We start from the raw sequence: 19927 nt of genomic DNA on the forward strand, positions 1-19927 counted from the left end.
ATTCCTTAATCATTAACTTCGACGGTATATCTCCCGCCTTTGTCCTTAATTATGTACTGATATGCGTCATCGCAGAACACAGTGACTGAGCCACCAAAAGCCGCAGGGAAGACACCATTCACTTTGTCACATTGATAACCTGCACCACGAACAACAGTCTGACTTTCTGATTTCAGTTCAGGTGAGCCATCATCCGCCAGTACACCATTGCAGATACCAAGCCCCAGAAATACCGCAAAAATCTTTTTCAAAACAGCCTCCTTAGTTAGAAAGAGTTAGTACACCATCGGCAAATACATGGATGTACGTTAATCACTTTAATCGATCGAAATTATAAAATCGATCGGTAAAATTGATCAACTTAGTTACTATAATCATCTGAACGAGAGAAGGCTACTAAGTAGTCATGATTGGTGAGCAACGACATTGAGAGGTTATGGATGAAATGTACTGTATTGATATTTTGCGGTTTGTTGTTGCCGCTTAGCGCCAGCGCGGGACAAATAACAATGAGCAACCCGGAACAGTCAACCACGGAGAATGGTCGCACTTTGTGCATCTACTCCAACAGCATCTACACCTTTACCTACGTCACGAAATCGAAACATTGCCCATACAGCAAAAGTTTCGACACGGCTGATAGTGAGTAAGGTCTCAGGGCTTTTGTTGCGCTACAAAATGGGATACAGTCAGCGACACACAACAACCCCAGCGCTGTAGACGCCTGACGTATGGTTGAACGAAGCCGCCTTATCGGTCAGTTTCACAACTTAAAGAAACCCTGCTTCGGCCGGGTTTTTTGCTTTCTGAAGGGAACAGCGTAGTTAAATAAAGAATGTATTATTTTTGACTTTTGGGCAGCCCAACGATACAAAACCAATTTTGCTCATTTTATATACTATTCATTGCTCGGAATCGGGAGATTATACATACGGCGCGCCACGACAGCCAGATACGTTAATCACCATTTTTCAGGCCGGGAGACGGGGATTAGTGTCAGTGTAGAAAAATTGTTTCTGGCTCGTTTCAGTTGTTGAATTATTGACCTCACGCATCATTCTGTACGAAAAATGACCTTATAATAAATGTGCCAAATGGATGAGGAGGGAGGAAATCACATGAGTGGAATGACGCTGAAACGCAACATGATGAATAAAATCATCAATGCGCGCATCGATCTCGACGCTTACCTGCAACTCAGAAAAGCGAAGGGATATATGTCGATCAGCGATAACGAGCATCTGCGTACTAACTTGTTTGATTTATGTGGTGAATTGCGTAGCAAAGCACCACAGCTGATACAGTCCGCAACGCCGAAAGAAAGGGACGCTTTGCGGCAGGCAGGCGAAGCAATCGCTTCTGCGGCTGTGTGTTTGATGACCGGGCACCATGACTGCCCGACCTCCATCGCCGTTAACGTGGAATCGCTCGAACGCTGTCTGACGACGTTGAGTGAAAGCATTTATAGTATGAATGCCCACATCGACCCTCTGCACGCCTGACCTCAGGGGGAGTTAACTCCCCCTGTTAAAGGTTTTGTAAAATCCCCCGCGTTATCAATGACGTTGTCTAACCTTAAGCCAATCAATGGCGGCTACCGGGATAGGCTATGCGTCGTACTTTTCTTACTTTGACCTTAAGTTCTCTGCTGTATGTCGCTTCCGCTCAATCGGCGGAGGTCAATGTTCAGGTGTTGCAGGATAAGCTCGAGCACCCCTGGTCACTGGCTTTTCTGCCGGATGATCACGGCATCCTGATTACGCTTCGCGGTGGCGAACTGCGTCACTGGCAGCAGGGTAAAGGGCTCTCAGCGCCCATTTCGGGCGTGCCGAAGGTCTGGGCAAACGGGCAGGGTGGTTTGCTGGATGTCGCCCTGGCACCGGATTTTGCCCAGTCGCGCCGCGTGTGGCTGAGCTTTGCGGAAGCGGGCGACGATGGCAAAGCCGGAACGGCGGTCGGTTACGGAAAATTAAGTGCGGATAACCAAACGCTGAGTGATTTCAGCGTGGTGTTCCGGCAGATGCCGAAGCTCTCTACCGGTAATCACTTTGGCGGCAGGCTGGTGTTTGATGGCAAAGGGCATCTCTATATTGGCCTCGGTGAAAACAATCAACGCAGTACCGCGCAGGATCTCGACAAACTTCAGGGAAAAGTTGTACGCCTGACTGAAGAAGGCAAGGTGCCGGACGATAACCCGTGGCTGAATAAATCGGGCGTGCGCCCGGAAATCTGGTCTTACGGTATTCGTAACCCGCAGGGGATGGCGATGAATCCGTGGAGCGAGACATTGTGGCTGAACGAGCATGGCCCGCGCGGCGGCGATGAAATCAACATTCCGCAAGCGGGGAAAAACTACGGCTGGCCGCTGGCGACGCACGGGATTAACTACAGTGGGCTGCCAATCCCCGAAGCGAAAGGGGAAACAGCGCCTGGCACTGAGCCACCGCTTTACGTGTGGAAAAAATCACCGGCATTGAGCGGTATGGCGTTTTACGATGCGAAGACGTTCCCACAGTGGCAGCACAAACTGTTTATCGGCGCGCTGAAGGATGAATCGGTGATTGTGATGCAGGTAGACGGTGATAAGGTGACGGAAGAGGCGAGGATCCTCGGCGATCGCAAACAGCGCATCCGCGATGTGCGCGTCGGACCCGACGGTTATCTGTATGTCTTAACCGATGAGTCCGACGGCGAGTTGCTGAAGGTCAGCCCTAAAAATTAACGCATAATGCGACGTAAAATACGGTTCGCCTGCTCCTCGAAGGTAGTTGCGGCTTCGTCGATGGAGGCTTTACCGTGGTCGATGCTTTCTCTGGCGGCGGTGAACAGTGCGCCAAATTGCGGATCTTCCAGGTACGGCATGGCCATCGATTTGTTTGGCATTGACTTCGACTGAATCAGCCCGGCGATTACCGGATCTTCATCTTTCAGAATGCCAGCCTCGCGGAGGATTTTTTCTCCGTCATGGCTCAGCGGCGCACCGCGTTCAAGTCCGACCGGAAGAACACCCTCGGATTCACTCATCAGGAAATGCAGTAATTGTGCAGCTTCCTGCGGATGTTTGGTGTTGCGGCTGATGGAGTACATCAGTGCGGTTTTACTAAACTGCCCGGCATCTTTTGCGTCTTTATGCATCGGATATGGGCCCATCACCAGGTCTGACGGGTTTTTCAGGTTCTGCGATTCAGCGGTGTAGAGCACGTTCCAGTTATAAACGCCGCCCCATTCGCCGTTGATCCACGGCTTCATTTCGTAATTCACGCCTTTACCAAACGAGGCCATCGCCTTGGTGTCGGGAATAACGTGGTTATCCGCCAGTTTGCGATAGAAGGTTAACGCCTCAACCAGTTCTTCATGTGACCAGGCGATTTTCTTCGTTTTCTCGTCGATCATCTCTTTCTGGTTCTTCTGGTACATATAAGAACGCAGCATCAGCAAAGCATCCTGCTCGGAGAGAATCAGCGGATAATAGTTATCGCCCAGTTTTTCTTTAAATACTGGGCCGGTCGCCAGCAGTTCATCCCAGGTTTTTGGAAACGCAACGCCCGCTTTTTTCCAGGTAGCGGCGTTGTAGAAGAACAGCATAACGTTAGAGGAAATAGGAATGGCGTTGATTTTGCCATTCACGGTGGTGGTCGCCAGCGCTTCAGGCGGGTATTGATCGAGGCCCAAAGGTTTACTTAGTTTATTGAGATCGTAAAAACCATCGCCTTTCTTCGACAGCAGCGTCAGCCAGTTCCAGTTGGTCTGCATCACGTCGGCTTCGGTGTTGCTGTTCATCTGGGTGGTCAGGCGAGGATAAAAACCGTCCCAGCCGGTGTATTCCGCTTTCACCTTGATGTTCGGATATTTGGCCTGGAAGGCTTCCAGCGCTTTCATGGTGGCCTGGTTACGGGCTTTACCGCCCCACCAGGCAAAACGCAGCTCAACCTGTTCGGCGCTGTGCGCAATAATCGGCATCGCGCTGAAACTGCAACAGGCCAGCATCAGCAGTACTGATTTTTTCATTCAATAACCCCTCCATGTTAAAGGATCAGCGGCGATCTCTGCGCTGTTGATGGTAGGCGGATAACGCTTTCACCAGCGTCATTTCCTGTTCGCACCACGGTTTGCCGTCGGCGTGAAGCACATCGTGGAACCACAGTGACTGCGGGTCTGGATGCGTTTTTTGCACGCCAGGCCACGGGATCCAGGTTTGAGTTTTTCCAGCGACCAGCCCCCAGTGGTAGCAGCCCGTTTCGAAGGCGCTGAACAGCGGAAGTTGTTCGCTAAAGTTGCAGTCGACGTGGCGGGCAAGCCACTCTGTGCACAGTACCGGGCGGTTGCGCTGGGCCAGTTTTGCCAGAATGTCCAGCTGACGGGCGGCGGTATTGTAGTTGTGGTAGCTGACGATATCGGACAGCGCCAGCGCGGCGGCATCAATTGGATGCTCGAAGGTGGCGTACTCATCGTGATCGACATGCCATGCACCAACGGTCAGCGGCTGGCTCGGGCGAACGTCGTGCGCCCAGCTGAATACGGAGACCATGAGTGTTAACGCGAACTCTTCCAGCGCGTCGTCCACTTCGCCGGATTCGCCGGGGCCGATAAACACGCCACGGTTGCCGGGTTCGTTGTAGAGATCCCAGATAGCCACGCGGTCGTCATTTTTGAAGCGGGTTAAGATGTCGCGCACGTAGGCTTCGACGCGCGGCCACAGGCTTGGGCTCATGACGATAGCGCGGCCTGGGCTGGCTGCCGCCTGGCTATTATGCAGGTTGGGCACCGGCGCTTTTTGCGGGCCGAGATAGGGCTCGTCACCGGAAAAACCGCAGTCATCCATCAGGGTCAGCATCACCTGGATTTCATGTTTCGCGGCAAGCGTCAGAAAAGTGTCGATACGCGCCAGAAGGCCATCGCGATCGTCTTCCCAGACAATGAACGGTAGGTTGGTACGCAGGGCGTTATAGCCATAGTTGTGCGCCCATTCCAGTTCTTGATCAATCGTGTGGGCGTCGAAGGTATCGGCTTGCCACATGTCAGTCCAGTTCACCGCGGTGCGCGGTAAATAGTTAAATCCACAGGCCCATCCATGATGTTTGTACCACTCCTGCGCCTGTGACTTACTCCACTGAGATTGCATGAGTATTCTCCATTGGTAATAATATTAGCTAATATTTATTACTCACGTGGCGCACGCAACGAAATTCCTGGTGTTTTGCCGTTTTGTTCACAAAAAAGGCGTAGATGTTTTGTGCTATAGTCGGCAGCGATAAGGAGCCGAAATGCAAAAGAAAAATAAGATAACCATGAGCGATATTGCCAGAGAAGCGGGGGTGTCACAGGCCACCGTATCGCTGGTGCTGAACAATAGTCGGGCGGTGCGTTTGAGCGACGATACGCGAGAGCGTGTTTTCATTGCGGCGCAAAAGCTGGGCTATAAGAAAATCGCCGTGGCGCACCGCCAGGAAGGGCAGGAAGAGATTGCATTACTGTTGTGCGGAATGGACGGTTACGATCCCTTTATTGACGCACTGAGTGAGGCCAGCGGTACGGCCTGGCAGCGGGATACGTTGCTGACTGTTTATGACTATGGCGATGATTTTGAAATGGCGCGGCAAATCATCCAACAGCTGGCGGGACGTAAATGCGCGGGCGTGATTCTGGCGAGCCCAACGACACGGGCATTTGATTTTTCTCCGTTTGAGCCGCTGCTCAATGTCCCGGTCGTGCTCCTGAATCAGTACGACCCTGCGCGGCCATTGTTACCGACGTTTCTGCCAGACGATCGCGCGAATGCTTGCCAGATAGTGAATCATCTGCTGGATCAGGGCGTGACGCGTATCGCACACATTACCGGGGATGAATGGATGGACGCCAGCGTCCTGCGTCTGGAAGGCTATCGTCAGACGCTTGAGCAGGCAGGCATTGCCATTGATGAGGCGTTAATTAAGCCGACAGACTGGTCGTTGAATGCAACATTCAACGCCACGCTTGAGCTAATGAAATTACCGCAGCCGCCGCAGGCGATATTTTGCGCCAGCGACTGGATGACGCTCGGCTGCTATCAGGCGCTGGCGACGCTCAATATTAAGGTGCCCGATGACATTCTGGTGTGCGGCTACGATGATCAGCGGATTGCGCATCAGCTGACGCCAATGCTTACCAGCGTGCAGTTAGCCTACGGCGAACTGGGCAGAATGGCGGTGGCTTACTTATGCGACGGTGATGATGTTGCCACGCACGTCCGACTGGTGGGGAAATTACAGGTACGCGGCAGCAGCCAGCGTACCTGAATGGCATCAGGTGACGGGGATCATCACCACATTCTGGAAGGCCGGGCGATCCGCAAGCTGCTGATACCAGCGCGCCAGATGCGGATGCGGCTGCCAGGCTTTCACTGTTTCCAGCAGGTTGTAGATGAACGGTGCGACCGCAATATCGCCGGGGCCAAATTCCTGGCCTGATAACCAACGATGCTTCGCCAGTTCAGCATCAAGCATCGCCAACAGCGGTTCACACTGGGCGATGGCTTTTTCAATCGCCGCGTGGTCGCGTTTTTCCGCTGGCGTTCTGACCAGCCCCATCAGGATCAGGCGGTGGCTGGGGGAAAGGGTATCATTGGCCCAGTCCATCCACTTCTCACCCTGTGCGCGCGTTGCCGGTGAATCCTGCCACAGGCGTCCCTGGCCGTACTGGGCTACCAGATAACGCACGATAGTATTTGACTCCCACAACACAATATCGGCTTCGTCATCTTTCAGCAGCGGCACCAGGCCATTGGGATTGAGCGCCAGAAATTCGGCGTCGTGGTTCAAACCAAACTCCATGCCCGCCATAATCTGCTGATAAGGTAATTCCAGCTCCTCCAGCGTCCAGCGGACCTTTTTCACGTTCGTTGAGTTATTGCGTCCCCACAGCGTAATCATAATCACCCCAGTGTTTCGTATCAGTACGTATCAGCATGGTGATTCAATCCTCGACATTAGGCAATCTCGATCAAAAAATTGTTCAGGATTTTCGCACATCCCTGGGATCTTGCGTAAACTTAACAAACTTTACCAACTCACTGTTTCTTTAAGAGAGTTTATACGTTATTACTCACCGCCTGGTGCAGCACGGTTACGGTAGTGGCGTGTTTTTTTGGAATGGATACTTGGGTGGCTTTTATGACGCGTGATGCTTTTTCCCTTCGTGGCCTGGTGACGGGCTCTGCTCTTTTACTTCTTGTCGCACCTGCTGTGCAGGCGGCGGAACAACTTCCTGATGCGCCGTCGATTGACGCACGTGCGTGGATCCTGATGGATTACTCCAGCGGTAAAGTGTTAACCGAAGGGAATGCGGACGAAAAACTGGACCCGGCCAGCCTGACCAAAATCATGACCAGCTACGTGGTGGGCCAGGCGCTGAAAGCGGGGAAAATTAAGCCGACCGATATGGTCACCATCGGAAAAGATGCATGGGCGACCGGCAACCCGGCACTGCGCGGCTCTTCCGTCATGTTCCTGAAGCCTGGCGAACAGGTTTCCGTTGAGAACCTGAATAAAGGTGTGATTATCCAGTCCGGTAACGATGCCAGTATTGCCATTGCGGACTATGTCGCCGGCAGCCAGGACTCCTTCGTGAGCCTGATGAACGGCTATGCGCAGAAAATTGGCCTCACCAATACCACCTTTAAAACCGTCCACGGCCTTGATGCGCCGGGGCAGTTCAGTACTGCGCGCGATATGGCCTTGTTGACCAAAGCCATGATCCACGATGTGCCTGAAGAGTACGCGATCCACAAAGAGAAAGAGTTCACCTTTAACAACATTCGCCAGCCAAACCGTAACCGTCTGTTGTGGAGCTCAAGCCTGAACGTTGATGGCGTGAAAACAGGCACCACCGCAGGTGCAGGCTATAACCTGGTAGCGTCTGCCAGTCAGGGCGAAATGCGCCTGATTTCCGTGGTACTCGGCACCAAAACGGACCGCATTCGCTTTGGCGAATCAGAGAAACTGCTGACCTGGGGCTTCCGCTTCTTCGAAACCGTGACGCCGATTAAACCGGACGCCACCTTCGTGACGCAGCGCGTCTGGTTCGGCGATACCAGCGAAGCGAAGCTGGGCGCTGGCGAAGCGGGCTCAATTACCATACCGAAAGGGCAACTGAAAAACCTGAAGGCCAGCTACTCACTAACTCAGCCGCAGCTCACCGCGCCGCTCAAGAAAGGCCAGGTTGTCGGGACCATCGACTTTAAACTGAATGATAAAACTATTGAACAGCGTCCACTGATTGTGATGGAAGCCGTGGAAGAGGGCGGGTTCTTTAACCGGATGCTCGATTTCGTGCTGATGAAATTCCACGAATGGTTTGGTAGCTGGTTCTCTTAATTGACGATAACAGGCCGCGCCAGTTGGCGCGGTCAGTAAAGTAAGGATATCTGCGTTTTTTTCGCCAGCGCGACAATATCATCATCCGGGCGAATATCACTGGCAATTACATCAAACTTCTCCAGCGCGCCCATTCTTGCCGGGCGTACCTTACCAAATTTACTGTGATCCGCCACCAGCACGTGGTAGCGCGCCTGACGCATCGCCCAGTGTTTTACCGGTAATTCTTCGAGATTAAAGCAGGTTGCACCCTGAACAATGTCGATGCCAGCCGCCGAATAAAAGGCGATATCCGGGCAGAGATGGGCCAGCGTGTCGTGTTCGCTCAGCGGTTTAAAGATGGCGTTGCTGGCATGAAACTCCCCCCCGCAGAGGATAACTTTGCAGTTGGGTTTTTCCTGCAACGCCAGAAAGGTATTCAGTGAATAGCAAACGCCGGTAAAAGGCAGCTCATTATCAATAGCGTCAATGATCCACGGTGTCGTCGTACCGCAATCAAAAAAGGCCATCTGGTGTGCTTTAAGCAACTGCGCAGCATGCTGAGCCGCGCGCTTCTTTTCATCCACCAGACGCGTTTTTTGATCGCTTAAGAGATAATGCGAGGCACTACGCGGTTCGAGGACGATGTAGCCGCCGAGCAGCACCACCGGCCCGCTCTGGCTATTCAGGTCACGGCGAACCGTCATTTCTGAAACGCCCAACAGCGCTGCGGCTTCTTTAAGGTGCAGTTTATCGCTGCGTTTTAATGCCTGAATGAGTTGACCAATCCGCTCGTCGCGTCGTGTTTCCATGTTTCCTCTACCGGGCCAGCTCCGGCAGGGCGCCGGAGTCAGCCTGTCATATTACCTGTGCCTGACGGCTTAGTCACGCACCCAACCCTTGCGAATGGGAAGGGAGAAAAGCATACGGTAGAGTGATTGCAGGCGTTGATAGACCTGAGAGCCAAAGCGGTGCCAGAGCATCTGTGAGGTCAGGCAGCCAATAAGGCCGCTCAGGAAACCGCCGAGCATATCGATGGGCCAGTGCACGCCAAGGTAAACCCGGGACCAGGCGATTGCGCAGGCAATAACCATTAATATCGCGCCGGACCACAAACGGTGCCAGAACAAGAAGGCGAGGGCAAAGGTGAAAATCACCGTACCGTGATCGCTTGGGAAGGAATCGTCTGCGGCATGCGGCAGGAAGTTGTAGCCCACGCCATCGACAAAGGGACGATCGTGCGGAAAAAGATGGCCCACAACCCATGAAAGCGTCAGGGCGACGACAATCGCCAGCGCGGTTTTGACCACCAGCTGACGCTGGGCGCAAACCTGCTGTTTCGGCCCCCAAAGCCAGAGCGCAGCCGCCAGGAAGGGAACGATAGAGATAAGGTCGCGGGCGATAAAGGTCGCCAGGGTGATTAACCACTGCGCCGAAGCGGGGGTGGCATTCAACAGCGCGAAGAGTTGGTGGTTCAGGATTTCCAGCATAACATCCAGACTTTTATGACAGATTAATGACCGATACCTTAAAAAGCTTAACCGCAGCGGTAAAGGGGGATTGTCTTAATTCCGCTCCCACGCACGCGCGCTAATCAGGTTAACTCGTTGAATTCAGCACACTATACCTATCCAAAGTTAAGCAAACCTTAAACGAGTAAAATTGTGCGGAAATATTACATCTGAGCGATAATTTACTATCGTCACTACGACCTGTGGATTAAACTTGCGCGTTTTTACACTGAGTTAGTTTTGGTAATGAGTAATCCCTCTCTTTCCGGCAAACGTCTGGGCCGTCAGGCGCTGCTTTTTCCGCTCTGTCTGGTGCTGTACGAATTCTCCACTTATATCGGCAATGATATGATTCAGCCGGGTATGCTGGCGGTGGTGGAACAATTCAACGCAGGCAACGAGTGGGTTCCCACCTCGATGACGGCTTATATGGCAGGCGGCATGTTTTTACAGTGGCTGCTGGGGCCGCTGTCGGATCGTATTGGCCGCCGCCCGGTAATGTTGACCGGCGTGGTGTGGTTTATCGTCACCTGTCTGGCCACGCTGCTGGTGCACAATATCGAACAGTTTATTTTCCTGCGTTTCCTGCAAGGGGTCAGCCTGTGCTTTATCGGCGCGGTAGGCTATGCGGCGATTCAGGAATCTTTCGACGAGGCCACCTGCATTAAAATCACCGCGCTGATGGCAAACGTAGCGCTGATTGCGCCATTGCTTGGCCCGTTGGTCGGTGCGGCCTGGGTGCACGTTGCGCCGTGGGAGGGTATGTTTGTACTGTTCGCGTTGCTCTCGGTTGTCGCTTTTGGCGGCTTGTTCCGCGCAATGCCGGAAACCGCTACGCGTATCGGCGAAAAGCTCTCTCTCGGTGAGTTAGGCCGTGATTACGCGCTGGTACTCAAAAATGGACGTTTCCTGGCGGGGGCACTGGCGACAGGTTTTGTTAGCCTGCCGTTACTGGCGTGGATAGCCCAATCGCCGGTGATTATTATCAGCGGTGAGCAGGCCAGCAGCTATGAATATGGCCTGTTACAGGTGCCTATCTTCGGCGCGCTGATCGCCGGAAACCTGACGCTGGCGCGCCTGACCTCTCGCCGTTCCGTGCGTTCACTGATTATCATGGGCGGTTGGCCGATTATGGCCGGTTTAGTACTGGCGGCGGCAGCGACGGTCGTTTCCTCGCACGCCTATCTGTGGATGACGGCGGGATTGAGCGTTTACGCGTTTGGTATTGGTGTGGCGAATGCCGGCCTGGTGCGACTGACGCTGTTTGCCAGCGATATGAGCAAAGGCACCGTTTCGGCGGCGATGGGCATGTTGCAGATGCTGATTTTTACCGTCGGTATCGAAGTCAGCAAACACATGTACCTGCAAGGCGGGAATGGGCTGTTTAGCCTCTTCAACCTGGCGAACGGTGTGCTGTGGCTGGTGGCGGTCGTCTTCTTCCTGAAAGACAAATCGGTAGGCAGCAGCAACCAACCGCAATAATGTGTGTGCCCGGCAAGTGCTGCCGGGCAGTCATTCAGGCGAACGGGGCTTCGCCGTTCAATGCTTTCTCAATAATGTCCAGCACACCCTCTTCGTTATTATGCGGCGCACGATATTTCGCCACTGACTTCACCACGTCCGACGCATTCGCCATCGCAAAACCGTAGCCCGCCTGTTGCAGCATTTCGATATCGTTGCCGCTGTCGCCAAAGGCCAGAACTTCGCTGTCGTCAATACCCCAGCGCGCCTGCAGCAGACGCAGACCGTTCGCTTTATGAACGCCAGGGACGATAAGGTCGATACTGCCATGGCCGGTCGTGACGGCGGTGAGCATATCGCCTACTTCTTCATGAATCAGTTTTTGCATCTCGGGTACCAGAGTATCCGGAACGTTGAGACCAAACTTCAGGAAGGTATCTTCAATATTGTCGAAGTTATCGACTTCTTCCAGACGATAATAGTAGCGGAGGGCAACCTCTTTAAATGTCTGATCATAGCGCTTTAGGGTGTAGGCGCTTTGTTTTCCGCAGGCGATGATTTCCAGTTCGGTACGGGTTTGCAGATAACGCACCACGTCCTGGAAATGCTGCTTTGGAATACTGCAGTTGAAGATATCTTCTCCGGCATCCACCACCCAGCCGCCGTTTTCGGCGACAAACGCGATTTCATCAACAATCTCCGGGAAGAAGGAGATGAGCTGATAATACTGGTTGCCGCTGGCGACCGCGAAGCGGATGCCTTGCTGCTTCATGCGCTGGTATTGAGCCAGAAATCGCTCACGATTATAGGTTTTCGCCTCGCTGAGGAAGGTGCCATCCATGTCGACTGCAATCAGTTTGATACTCATCCATTACTCTCCATCACAACGTTGGGTTCAGGTTTTGCCACCGCTCGCGCCACCAGCGCAGCGACCAGCACCAGCGCCAGCACGGCTAGCATGGCGCTGCGCAGACCATAATGTTCGCCGAGGAAGCCCAGCAGCGGCGGCCCGACAAGAAAAGCAAGATAACCGGTGGTGGCGACGACGCTTACGCGGGTCGGCGCATCCGGGCCGGTATCGCTGGCGGCGGAAATGGTTAGCGGGAAGCCCAGCGACGCGCCCAGCCCCCATAAAATCACGGATACGCCGGCAACCCAGTCGACATCGACGAAGATAATCAGCGCAATACCCAGTGCGCCCATCAGCGCACTAGCGCGAACTACCGTCACGCGGCTGTAGCGGTCAATGAACCAGCCGCCGGTAAAGCGGCCAAGGGTCATGCCCAGGGTGAAACCGGCGTAAATTAACGCGCCGGACTTCGCGCTGAACCCGTGGCCGTCAACCATCAGCAGCGGTAACCAGTCATTGGCTGAACCTTCGGCAAATGCCATCGCCAGCACCACGACGCCTATCAGCATCAGTTGCATATCGCGCCAGAAGGGAACGCCTTTCTCACTATGCTGGGTGCCATCTGCGGCGTTTTTGCCGGTACCCTCGGGAATCGCCCGAATGGCGATAGCGATAGGCGCGATGCCCACCAGCGCCGCCAGGGCGATATGCCACATTGCGGGTAGACCAAACGCGGTTAACGCCATCCCTACACCCGCGCCCACCAGGGTACCGAAGCTGTAAAAACCGTGCATCATCGGCAGCACGGTTTTTTTCATCTCTTGCTCAACGGCTGCACCTTCAACATTAATGGCCACTTCCGCTGCGCCAAAGCTGCCGCCAAACACCGCCAGCCCGGCGGCAAAAATCCACGCTGAGCTGAACCAGAGCGCGATGCTTAAAATTAGCATTCCGATGACGGCACACGACATGGTGGTGCGAATTACCGCGCGCGTGCCAAAACGCTTCACCAGCGGAGCCGAGCAGAGAATGCCGCTCATTGAGCCCACCGACAGCCCGAACAGCACAATGCCCATTTCTGCCGTCGAGACCGATAAAATATCGCGGATAGCGGGCGTGCGTGTTGCCCACGAGGCCATCAGCAAGCCCGGTAAAAAGAAGAACATAAACAGCGCATACATGCGCAACTGAAGGGCTTTGCGGGGCGTCACGTTATTATCCATTAGCGAAGTTGACGAAATGATGCGACAACACTAGCAAGGCTGTGTACATTTGTACATAAACAAACGAGGAGAAATATGGCCCGTCGACCCAACGATCCGCAGCGCCGGGAGCGCATCCTGGACGCCACGCTGGAAACCATCGCCGCCCACGGCATCAGCGCCGTCACGCACCGCAAAATTGCCAGTTGTGCCGATGTCCCGCTGGGATCGATGACCTATTACTTTGACGGCATTGAAGCATTACTGGTGGAGGCGTTTACCGTATTCACCGAACGGATGTCTCAGGAGTATCGCGACTTTTTCTGTGAGGTTGAAAACCCTGCCGCCGCCTGCGATGCCATCACTCAGCTTATCTTTAGCAGTGAAGTCACCACGCCGCGTAACATGACGCTGATGTATCAGTTGTATGCCTTTGCCAGCAATCGCCCGGCGTTAAAAGGCGTGATGCAAAATTGGATGCAGCGCAGCCAGCAAACGCTGGAGCAGTGGTTTGACCCGGCAACCGCCCGCGCGCTGGATGCGTTTATCGAAGGGATGACGCTACATTTTGTTACCGACCGCCAGCCACTGACAAAGGGGCAGATACGGGAAACGGTGGGGAGGATTGCGGGGGCATCAATTTGTACAGGCATATCGAAAGGCTAGTACACGTTAAAATGTACCGGCCTTCATTATTCGTTCACATTAAGAGGAATGCACGACCATCTCTCTTTTGTTGTAACAAATTGAATTTTCTGGAATATCTTTGTTCAGAAAACACATCGCTCCAATTGTTACATTGTCTCCAATCGTCACGTTGTTCGAAATAATGCAGGTATTGGCCCCAATATCGACATTATGACCTATTTTTAGACAATACTTTGGAAGGTCAATATCCTTAACGCCAATCGTAACGCCTTGTTTTATAGATAAATTATCGCCAATTTCGGCAAATTTAGAAATAACAACATTGGTAAAGTGATGAATTCTTGGGCATCTTCCAATCTTTGCGCCTGGCATAATATCAACATTGAAAGTAGATATAAGCTTAAGATTCAGACGTTTAGCTGCAAGTCTATAATGGTGCTTTTTACTCATATGCATTTGGTTTGCCAGACGCCACCAAAACCAGAATAGACTGTTCTGAAGACTTTTTTTCTTCGCCTTACGATACTCCTTCACAACCCTTATCCATGAAAATGTGTATTTTGAACGTAACAACTCAAGCTGCCAGTAATGGGTCAGCATGGATAAATCTTCAGTCATTAAAAAAAGGATGATGCGAAAGTAAGGCATAGTGTCTCGCCAGCAGGTTCTTCGTCAGGCGTGTAGTGTACGCAAGCAAGTATCTGATGACCAGATTCAAAAAGGCACAATGTTTTCATCGCTCTTGCCATTCAGAACAGGGATGCAGGGGAGTGGGATAAGGATGGCAAAGTGAATGGGGGATTGGTGCGCCAGGCAACAAAAAACCCATCAACCTTGAACCAAATCTGGCGGGGTTGATGGGCTCCACAAAATGGGGACATCAAAGAAAAGCAGTGGCATAAGTTATGACTGACGCTTATGCGAAAAGTTCTCTGTATCCCTAAAAATTTTTCTAAACATTTAAGACTAAGAATTATCCTAGCCCAGGCCAAATGATGATAATCAGCGTACCGGCCAATGTTAACAACACGTTAGCAATCGCGTAGGTGCCTGCATAGCCCAGCGCTGGAATGTTGCTTCGTGCAGTATCGCTAATGATTTCCATCGCCGGTGCGCAGGTACGTGCGCCCATGATGGCACCGAACAGCAGCGCGCGGTTCATGCGCAGAATGTACGCGCCGAACAGGAAGCTAATCACCACCGGCACCAGGCTGACAATCAGCCCTGCGACCAGCATCTGGCCGCCGACTGCGCCGAGGCTATTGCCGATGCCGCTGCCTGCGCTTAAACCCACGCCCGCCATAAACACCATCAGGCCGAACTCTTTCACCATGTTCAGCGCGCCCTGCGGGATGTAGCCGAAGGTCGGGTGGTTTGCACGCAGGAAGCCGAGCATGATGCCAGCAAACAGCAGACCCGCCGCGTTACCGACGCCAAAGCTAAAGTTGCTGAACTGGAAGGTGATCATGCCGATCATCAGGCCGACAATAAAGAAGGCGCAGAAGGCCAGCAGGTCAGTGACCTGACTGTGAATAGAGACGAAGCCAATGCGGTCGGCAACGGTTTTCACGCGTCGAGCGTCGCCGCTCACCTGAAGCACATCGCCTTTATTCAGCACCACGTTATCGTCGATGGGCATTTCGATCTGGCTGCGAATGACGCGGTTGAGGAAGCAACCGTGGTCGGTGAGTTTCAGCTGCGCCAGGCGACGGCCAACGGCATTGTGGTTTTTGACCACGATTTCTTCGGTGACGATGCGCATGTCGAGCAGGTCGCGGTCGAACACTTCTTTACCGTTACGGAAGCTTGGGTCGAGACGGGCATGGGCGTCCGGATATCCCACCAGCGCAATTTCATCGCCCATTTGCAGTACCGCGTCGCCGTCCGGGTTCGCCAGAATGCCATTACGGCGAATACGCTCGATATAGCATCCGGTCTGGCGATAAATTCCCAGCTCGCGCAGGTTTTTACCGTCGGCCCACGCCACCAGTTCCGGGCCAACGCGATAGGCGCGGATAACCGGCAGGTAGACTTTACGATTGGTGTCCGTATCCAGACCACGTTCACGGGCGATTTGTTGGGCGCTGGTTTGCAGATCCTGATGTTGCAGTTTTGGCAGATAGCGCGCGCCGACAATCAGGCTGACCAGACCAATCAAATAGGTGAGGGCGTAACCGAGGCTTAAGTGATCCTGGGCGATAGCCAGCAAGCCGGGTTCCATTCCCGAGTGGCGAAGGGTATCGCCTGCACCAACCAGCACTGGGGTAGAGGTCATGGAGCCAGCGAGCATACCGGCCGTCAGACCGATGTCCCAGCCGAACAGCTTACCGAGGCCCAGGGCAATCAGTAGGGCGCTGCCAACCATCACCAGCGCCAGCATCAGATAATTTTTGCCGTCGCGGAAGAAAATTGAAAAAAAGTTAGGCCCGGCTTCCACGCCCACGCAGAAAATAAACAGCATAAAGCCGAGATTGAGCGCCTCCGTGTTAATACTGAAATGCTGCTGGCCTAATAACAGGGAGACGACTAAAACGCCAATAGAATTACCGAGTTGAACGGAACCCAGACGTAATTTTCCCAGGCAAAGGCCAAGTGCCAGCACCACGAATAATAACAGGATGTAATTCCCATTTAACAAATCTGCGACGTTTATATTCACGGAGACTAACTTCTTGTTTACCAGTAACTTGTTGAAAGAGTTGGTTATTTAGTCTAATGTTTTGGTTCAGACAGCCGCGTAATTGCCTCTGTTCTGTACCTACAAAATAACCAAAAAATTGAAGCCGTTAGTTTAATCGTTCCTTATCGCTTCGGCTAGCAACAATCGCTTTTTGTACTTAAGTGTTTTGGCACGGATGGCCAGATGCTTTATCTGACTGGGCGCCCAATGGGTGAAATGTTGAGTTTGATAGAGAATTTTTCAGGAGGATCCTTTGAGATCTGAACGCGGCTGGACCGGCGTGATCTGCTGTTTCCTGCTTTTTATCGTGGTTTTCTTTTCGTTGCTGCTGCATATGAAGGGCGCGTTTCGTGCGTCTGGCGCGCCTGAGCTGGGGTTATTGTTCTTTTTGATCCCGGGAGCGGTCGCCAGCTTTATTTCGCCAAGACGTCGCTTGTTACGGCCGCTGGTCGGCGCGATTCTGGCAGCGCCGTTGTGTATGGTGCTGATGCGGTTGTTTTTCTATTCTGAGCGTTCGTTCTGGCAGGAGCTGGCGTGGCTGTTTAGCGCGGTATTCTGGTGTGCGCTGGGGGCGTTGTGCTTCTTATTTGTGACGACCTTATTACGGTTGAAAAACCGTGATGCGGATGCCCACCCGCTGGATGGGCATCCGAAGGATTAAGCGTACAGGCCGAGGGTCTCTTTGGCCCAGGCTTCAAAATCCGTGCAACCGCCGATGTGCTGCTGATCAACGAAGATCTGCGGCACAGTCTCAACCGGCTTACCGACTGTTTTTTCCAGGTCAGCTTTGCTGATGCCTTCCGCATGAATATCAACGTAGCGATAGTTGAAGTCGTCACGTTCCTGCGTCAGTTTTTCAGCCAGTTCTTTTGCGCGAACACAGTACGGGCAACCCGGGCGACCAAAAATTACGGTGAACATCGTTTCTCTCCTCAACCTTAAAATAAGGCGCTCATCATGACCTTATTCCCTCTGGCGCGAAAGAAGGTTCTGCCTGTTGCTTCAATTCATTCTGGCTATGTGTGGCGAATTGCCCTGCAACAATCGCGGCGGCTGAGATAAACTTGTGGTCTGATAAAGCAGCACGGTTAAGCGGAGGACGCATGCGTTCGCTCGGGTCGTTACCCAAAAGCGTTTTGATTCTGGAAGCAATAGGCATGGTGTTGTTGGGGGCCGCCTGGCTCTCGCTTAACGGCTATGTCACATTGCCTGCGCCTGTCGCCAGCCAGGGGGCGGCGGTGGTGATGATTTTCGCCGGGATAATCCTGATGCTCCCCGCCGCCTTTGCCCTGTTTTGGGGCATGGCGCAAACCGTTGCACCACAACTGATGGAGCGTAATGCCAAAACGCCCCCTAAGCAAGATAAGGAAAAACATGATGACGCCGACCATTGATCTGCTTCTCAGCCACCGTTCTATTCGCCAGTTTACCGATAAGCCCATCAGTGACGAGCAACGCGCGGCGATTATCGCCAGCGCCCAGGCGGCATCCAGTTCGAGTTTTTTACAGTGCAGTTCGATTATCCGCGTCACCGATAAAGTGATGCGCGCGCAACTGGTCGAGATGACCGGCGGTCAACAGCATGTCGCACAGGCGGCGGAGTTCTGGGTTTTCTGCGCCGATTTTAACCGCCATCTGCAAATTTGCCCTGACGCGCAGCTCGGCCTGGCGGAGCAACTGCTGCTGGGCGTAGTCGATACCGCGCTGATGGGGCAGAATGCCTTTACCGCCGCAGAATCTCTTGGGCTTGGCGGCGTTTACATCGGCGGAATTCGTAACAGCATTGAGGCGGTGACCGAGCTGCTGAAGCTGCCTAAACACGTGCTGCCGCTGTTTGGTTTGTGCCTGGGCTGGCCGGACAGCAACCCGGATATCAAACCGCGCCTGCCTGCCTCTATCGTGGTGCATGAAAACCACTATCAGCCGCTGGATGCCGACGAACTGGCGAAATACGACGAACAGCTTGCGGAATATTATCTGTCTCGTGGCAGCAACACGCGCCGTGACACCTGGAGCGATCATATTCGCCGCACCATCATCAAAGAGAATCGTCCGTTTATTCTCGATTATCTGCACAAGCAGGGCTGGGCGACCCGCTAATAATCTTCATCCTTCGAATTGTCTCTGCGTTGGCTGCGCGCGTTGATACGATTCGAATGATTTGATTATTAGATAGAAAAAAAGGCCGCCGGACACCATTTTTCTTCCGGCGGTACGTGTATCATACGCGGGCTTTTTTCAGGTTTTTTAGCGAGGTAAAAGGTGAAAATTGCCATTTTGTCCCGGGATGGAACGCTCTATTCCTGTAAGCGTCTGCGTGAAGCGGCAATGCGCCGTGGTCATATCGTCGAAATTCTTGACCCGCTCTCCTGCTATATGAACATCAGCCCGTCGGCGTCGTCCATCCACTATAAAGGGCGCAAGCTCCCGCATTTTGACGCGGTTATCCCGCGTATTGGGTCGGCGATCACCTTTTATGGCACGGCGGCGCTGCGTCAGTTTGAATTGCTGGGCAGCTATCCGCTTAATGAATCCGTCGCCATCACCCGCGCGCGTGACAAGCTGCGTTCGCTGCAACTGCTGGCGCGTCAGGGCATCGACCTGCCGGTGACCGGTATTGCCCATTCGCCTGATGACACCAGCGATTTAATCGATATGGTCGGCGGCGCGCCGCTGGTGGTGAAGCTGGTGGAAGGCACGCAGGGTATTGGCGTCGTGCTTGCCGAGACGCGTCAGGCAGCGGAAAGTGTGATTGATGCCTTTCGCGGCTTAAACGCGCATATCCTGGTGCAAGAATATATTGAAGAGGCGAAGGGATGCGACATTCGCTGCCTGGTGGTCGGTGATCGCGTGGTGGCGGCGATTGAGCGGCGAGCGAAAGAGGGGGATTTCCGCTCTAACTTACATCGCGGTGGCGTGGCGACGGTGGCGGAAATTACCCTGCGCGAGCGCGAAATTGCCGTGAAGGCGGCGCAAACCCTGGGGCTTGATGTCGCCGGTGTGGATATTCTGCGCGCCACGCGCGGGCCGCTGGTGATGGAAGTGAACGCTTCGCCGGGGCTGGAAGGCATCGAGAAAACCACCGGTATTGATATCGCGGGCAAAATGGTCGAGTGGATTGAGCGTCAGGCGCACCCCGGTTTTTGCCTTAAAATCGGCGGCTAAGACTGTTTTTTCGGCTTTCGTGGTATACGCGTGCAATTTTGCGTAAGCTATAGCGATCGAATGCCGGGCCCATTGCCCGG

The 19927-nt window shown here is 53.4% G+C and carries 22 protein-coding genes; 11 read left to right on the plus strand and 11 right to left on the minus strand.

What is annotated here, in order from left to right:
• Window positions 1-5: 5 nt before the first annotated feature.
• The gene (locus tag AC1MKH_RS07900) at window positions 6-251 is read right to left on the minus strand and encodes a hypothetical protein (RefSeq protein WP_276218121.1); all 246 of its coding nucleotides are present in this window, start codon (window positions 249-251) and stop codon (window positions 6-8) included.
• Window positions 252-440: 189 nt separating this feature from the next.
• Between AC1MKH_RS07900 and AC1MKH_RS07905 the strand changes: the two genes are divergently transcribed.
• From AC1MKH_RS07905 to AC1MKH_RS07915, 3 genes are all read left to right on the plus strand, one after another.
• Window positions 441-650 (plus strand): hypothetical protein, encoded by a 210-nt coding sequence (locus AC1MKH_RS07905; protein WP_276218118.1) that lies wholly within the window; start codon window positions 441-443, stop codon window positions 648-650.
• Window positions 651-1118: 468 nt separating this feature from the next.
• Window positions 1119-1502: a biofilm formation regulator BssR gene (locus tag AC1MKH_RS07910; RefSeq protein ID WP_188016803.1), complete on the plus strand. Its 384-nt coding sequence runs from the start codon at window positions 1119-1121 to the stop codon at window positions 1500-1502.
• A 107-nt stretch (window positions 1503-1609) separates the two neighbouring features.
• Window positions 1610-2722: a PQQ-dependent sugar dehydrogenase gene (locus AC1MKH_RS07915; RefSeq protein ID WP_276218116.1), complete on the plus strand. Its 1113-nt coding sequence runs from the start codon at window positions 1610-1612 to the stop codon at window positions 2720-2722.
• Here AC1MKH_RS07915 and AC1MKH_RS07920 read toward each other — a convergent pair.
• Window positions 2719-4008, minus strand: coding sequence for an ABC transporter substrate-binding protein (locus AC1MKH_RS07920; RefSeq protein WP_276218114.1), 1290 nt, complete (start codon window positions 4006-4008; stop codon window positions 2719-2721). The genes AC1MKH_RS07915 and AC1MKH_RS07920 overlap by 4 nt on opposite strands.
• A 25-nt stretch (window positions 4009-4033) precedes the next feature.
• The gene (locus AC1MKH_RS07925; protein WP_276218112.1) at window positions 4034-5122 is read right to left on the minus strand and encodes a glycoside hydrolase 5 family protein; all 1089 of its coding nucleotides are present in this window, start codon (window positions 5120-5122) and stop codon (window positions 4034-4036) included.
• A 142-nt stretch (window positions 5123-5264) separates the two neighbouring features.
• Here AC1MKH_RS07925 and AC1MKH_RS07930 point away from each other — a divergent pair, with 142 nt between their 5' ends.
• Complete coding sequence (locus AC1MKH_RS07930) at window positions 5265-6275, plus strand: LacI family DNA-binding transcriptional regulator (protein ID WP_276218110.1); 1011 nt, start codon at window positions 5265-5267, stop codon at window positions 6273-6275.
• Window positions 6276-6281: 6 nt separating this feature from the next.
• Here the strand turns inward: AC1MKH_RS07930 and AC1MKH_RS07935 are convergent, their stop codons facing one another.
• On the minus strand, window positions 6282-6908 hold the full coding sequence (locus tag AC1MKH_RS07935; RefSeq protein WP_276218108.1) for a glutathione S-transferase family protein: 627 nt from the start codon (window positions 6906-6908) through the stop codon (window positions 6282-6284).
• A 240-nt stretch (window positions 6909-7148) separates the two neighbouring features.
• Here AC1MKH_RS07935 and dacC point away from each other — a divergent pair, with 240 nt between their 5' ends.
• A complete protein-coding gene (dacC, locus tag AC1MKH_RS07940; RefSeq protein ID WP_276218604.1) occupies window positions 7149-8351 on the plus strand; it encodes a serine-type D-Ala-D-Ala carboxypeptidase in 1203 nt (400 codons plus the stop codon).
• Between the two features lie 32 nt (window positions 8352-8383).
• Here the strand turns inward: dacC and deoR are convergent, their stop codons facing one another.
• Window positions 8384-9142, minus strand: a complete 759-nt coding sequence (deoR, locus tag AC1MKH_RS07945) for a DNA-binding transcriptional repressor DeoR (RefSeq protein WP_276218106.1) — start codon at window positions 9140-9142, stop codon at window positions 8384-8386.
• A gap of 69 nt (window positions 9143-9211) precedes the next feature.
• Entirely contained in the window at window positions 9212-9820 is a 609-nt protein-coding gene (gene ybjG, locus AC1MKH_RS07950) for an undecaprenyl-diphosphate phosphatase (RefSeq protein ID WP_015965162.1), read from the minus strand.
• A 267-nt stretch (window positions 9821-10087) separates the two neighbouring features.
• Here ybjG and AC1MKH_RS07955 point away from each other — a divergent pair, with 267 nt between their 5' ends.
• Window positions 10088-11323: an MFS transporter gene (locus AC1MKH_RS07955; protein ID WP_276218101.1), complete on the plus strand. Its 1236-nt coding sequence runs from the start codon at window positions 10088-10090 to the stop codon at window positions 11321-11323.
• A 34-nt stretch (window positions 11324-11357) separates the two neighbouring features.
• On the opposite strand, the gene AC1MKH_RS07960 is transcribed toward AC1MKH_RS07955, so the two are convergent.
• Together AC1MKH_RS07960 and AC1MKH_RS07965 are read right to left on the minus strand one after the other, a co-directional pair.
• Window positions 11358-12170, minus strand: a complete 813-nt coding sequence (locus tag AC1MKH_RS07960; protein WP_276218099.1) for a Cof-type HAD-IIB family hydrolase — start codon at window positions 12168-12170, stop codon at window positions 11358-11360.
• On the minus strand, window positions 12167-13333 hold the full coding sequence (locus tag AC1MKH_RS07965; protein ID WP_488452164.1) for an MFS transporter: 1167 nt from the start codon (window positions 13331-13333) through the stop codon (window positions 12167-12169). Before AC1MKH_RS07965 ends, AC1MKH_RS07960 begins: the two co-directional genes overlap by 4 nt.
• Before the next feature lie 117 nt (window positions 13334-13450).
• Between AC1MKH_RS07965 and AC1MKH_RS07970 the strand changes: the two genes are divergently transcribed.
• A complete protein-coding gene (locus AC1MKH_RS07970; RefSeq protein WP_276218095.1) occupies window positions 13451-14020 on the plus strand; it encodes a TetR/AcrR family transcriptional regulator in 570 nt (189 codons plus the stop codon).
• Window positions 14021-14059: 39 nt separating this feature from the next.
• Here the strand turns inward: AC1MKH_RS07970 and AC1MKH_RS07975 are convergent, their stop codons facing one another.
• Together AC1MKH_RS07975 and AC1MKH_RS07980 are read right to left on the minus strand one after the other, a co-directional pair.
• Entirely contained in the window at window positions 14060-14650 is a 591-nt protein-coding gene (locus AC1MKH_RS07975) for a serine acetyltransferase (RefSeq protein ID WP_276218093.1), read from the minus strand.
• A 325-nt stretch (window positions 14651-14975) separates the two neighbouring features.
• Window positions 14976-16661: an aspartate:alanine antiporter gene (locus tag AC1MKH_RS07980; RefSeq protein ID WP_108474643.1), complete on the minus strand. Its 1686-nt coding sequence runs from the start codon at window positions 16659-16661 to the stop codon at window positions 14976-14978.
• A gap of 274 nt (window positions 16662-16935) precedes the next feature.
• On the opposite strand from AC1MKH_RS07980, the gene AC1MKH_RS07985 reads away from it, so the two are divergent.
• On the plus strand, window positions 16936-17343 hold the full coding sequence (locus tag AC1MKH_RS07985; protein WP_015965156.1) for an inner membrane protein YbjM: 408 nt from the start codon (window positions 16936-16938) through the stop codon (window positions 17341-17343).
• Here the strand turns inward: AC1MKH_RS07985 and AC1MKH_RS07990 are convergent.
• Complete coding sequence (locus AC1MKH_RS07990) at window positions 17340-17603, minus strand: GrxA family glutaredoxin (RefSeq protein ID WP_015965155.1); 264 nt, start codon at window positions 17601-17603, stop codon at window positions 17340-17342. The genes AC1MKH_RS07985 and AC1MKH_RS07990 overlap by 4 nt on opposite strands.
• Before the next feature lie 182 nt (window positions 17604-17785).
• Between AC1MKH_RS07990 and AC1MKH_RS07995 the strand changes: the two genes are divergently transcribed.
• The 3 genes from AC1MKH_RS07995 (at window position 17786) to rimK (ending at window position 19847) form a co-directional block, all read left to right on the plus strand.
• Entirely contained in the window at window positions 17786-18076 is a 291-nt protein-coding gene (locus tag AC1MKH_RS07995) for a YbjC family protein (protein WP_276218087.1), read from the plus strand.
• Complete coding sequence (gene nfsA / locus AC1MKH_RS08000; RefSeq protein WP_276218602.1) at window positions 18060-18782, plus strand: oxygen-insensitive NADPH nitroreductase; 723 nt, start codon at window positions 18060-18062, stop codon at window positions 18780-18782. Before AC1MKH_RS07995 ends, nfsA begins: the two co-directional genes overlap by 17 nt.
• Before the next feature lie 162 nt (window positions 18783-18944).
• Window positions 18945-19847, plus strand: coding sequence for a 30S ribosomal protein S6--L-glutamate ligase (gene rimK, locus AC1MKH_RS08005; protein WP_276218086.1), 903 nt, complete (start codon window positions 18945-18947; stop codon window positions 19845-19847).
• The last annotated feature ends 80 nt before the right edge of the window (window positions 19848-19927 follow it).

It is taken from the genome of Pseudocitrobacter sp. CD920760, assembly GCF_057782505.1.